This is a genomic window from Thermogutta sp. (genome assembly GCF_014359955.1).
Classification (GTDB): domain Bacteria; phylum Planctomycetota; class Planctomycetia; order Pirellulales; family Thermoguttaceae; genus Thermogutta.
Window position 1 is genome coordinate 1 of sequence record NZ_JACIYL010000674.1, and the last position, 2,464, is coordinate 2,464.

The following is a 2,464-nucleotide window of genomic DNA, read 5'->3' on the forward strand; positions in this document are numbered from 1 at the left end:
CCCACTGGATCAAACACTCCGATCTTTATCCCTTTTGCTCTCATTTCGTTTGCCACAGTCTGCTTTTCTGGTGATGGAATCACCTGCAGGGGAAACACATCGGTCTGTCGCTCGCCGGTGCTAAAGAGAAACTCAGCGGAAAGGAGATAAGGTCCAGGGGGTAACGTTGGCGGGAGGGACACCTCCACAGGTTGACGACTCTGTCGGCCGGTCTCGATCTCCACCGCACCCGATTGCTCTATGTGGAACACAGAGCCACCCGCCGCGTTATTGCCGGGGCGGTCCAATTGTGGGCCGGAAAATACCCATCGCCACTTGCAGGTGACTTTTTGCCGGCAGTTGTTGATGATCACGAGCTGCTTGCGCAGCGTCTCTCCGGGATTAAACACGTGGTCCCGACTGGTTACCGAGGATTCGGGACCCGCGATATAGGCAAGCAGCGGCATATTGTTCCGATACATGGCCTCAGCGGCCAGGGTCGGGACCCAATCCTCCCTGCCGTACGCGAGGTCCATTCGCTCATACCGATCTTCAAGATAATCAGGGCTGTAGCCCGGTCGCTGTAGGTTCTCCCAATCGGTGGGAAGCTCTGTGCGTTTATTACGTTCCAGGCCGGGACGCATCTTCCAGAAGATGTGGTGCTCCCACGGGGAAATGGCTGAGACCCCCCAGGTCCGGAACGCCCGCCAGGCATCTTCCAGATACTTGGCCAGAATTGGGTACCGTTCATCAAAATCGCTGGATCCAAGCTGGTGGGGATAATCCCAGCGATGCCACAACCGACCGTCCCGAAATTGCCGAGCTTCCCACCGGAGATTCCGTTTTTCCTGTTCACTGATTTGGTAGGCACGGTCACCAACAAACTGGGCGTTCCATTCAGCAAGGCAGAAATCCCATGGCACCACAGCGCTACCAAATTCACGCTGACCTTTGTACCATCCTCGATACATGGCCCAGTCCCACGTGAAGGGCGCTCCGTATTCGCACGCGAAGAACGGCTTCACCCCTGTGGTGGACCAGTGCTCGAACCAGTCACAAAGCTCCTGAATAGGTACCCAATTCGGGTAAAAGTTGCTGGTGTGCATGGTACCCAGATTGCCCGAGGAATGGTGGTAAACTGGGCGAGTGGGATCCAGGTCCCGAATAATCGCCTCGGCCCGCAGTGCCCGTCGCGCATTGTTGAGCGACCAACCGTCGCGTGGATCGTGAATGCCGTCGATAAGGTCGGGATTCATATCCTCGTTATAACCCGTTGCGTTGTGACTGGTTACGTACATCACAACGGACGGATGCGAGCCCGCCACGCGGGTGTAGAACTCTGCGTGCTGGCGATATCCATTCGTCTTGTCCGCGTCGGGCGACTGCCAATCGTAATGGGAGAAATGCGGTTGAGAGAGCGCCACCAGTATTCCCACATCGTCCGCGGCTCGGAGAAGCTCCTCAAAACTCAGGTGGGAGCCGGGTAGACAGTCGTAATTGTGTGTATAAACAAAGTTGATGCCAAAGCTCTTCAACCGACGAAGGCTTTCACACGCCGCCTCGTAGGTGCACCACGCAACACCCACCTGAGCGTTGTCGAGCGGGATGGCGGATAGAAAGATACGCGTCCCGTTAAGATAAAAATCCCGCCCGTCAATCCAGAATTCACGGAATCCCCACCGTATAGGCCACCACTCGTCGAGCACGGTGTTGTTCTCGTCGAGTAATGAGAGCGCCACATCGTACTGATTTTGAGGTGTGTGGATGTCCCACACTTTGCTCGGCCGCCACATGTCGTCGAAAGCAAAAACGTTGTTATCAAGCTGTGCGGCCTGGAAAAGAGGAGAGAGGGCTTCGTGCACCGTCTCGCCGCCATCTCGGTAAACAACCTTAATGCGATACCGCTGATCGCGGTTGGGACGCTCCACAGAGGCCACCACGCGAACGCTTCCATGTCGGTAGGAACTCTCAAGCTGCGTAAATCGAATGATAGGACCCCTGGGACGGCTCACCAAAAAAACGTCGCCGCAGAGTCCGCGGCGAGCGACACTCCCCCGGATTTGCCTCGCCGCGTTGCTGTCCGTGTAGGCCATTAAGACTCCTTTAAGAGGGATTGCCTCGACAAGCATGGAGAGCGTGTAAGTTTTTCCGGGCTTGCAGAATTGGGTGAGATTGACTTCCCCACCCGGAAAAACAATCGTACCCACTTTCTGGCCGTCAATGAAAACTGTGGCGAGGGAATTGACATATTCCGCTTGAAGCACGATCTCGCGATCGACCCACTCTGTTGGAATTTTGAAAGTTCGCTGGTACCAGGCCGCGGCAATATCCCGCAATCGGACGTTGGCCCATTTCGCGTGGGGATAGACCACTTGGCAGTCCTTCTGCATGTAATCCGTGATCCCTGGCCAGGGGCCGGGAACCTTAAAATAGCCCCACCCGTCGTTAGGGACGCTCTCTGCCCTTCCTGTTGCCGGCTGCCATT

General features: G+C 56.1%; 1 protein-coding gene. It reads right to left on the minus strand.

Going from position 1 to position 2,464, the window contains the following annotated elements; all coding sequences use genetic code 11:
- Positions 1-2,369, minus strand: a 2,369-nt coding sequence (locus tag H5U08_RS15730) for a sugar-binding domain-containing protein (RefSeq protein ID WP_297035164.1), incomplete at its 3' end; no start/stop codon positions are given.
- Positions 2,370-2,464: the final 95 nt, after the last annotated feature.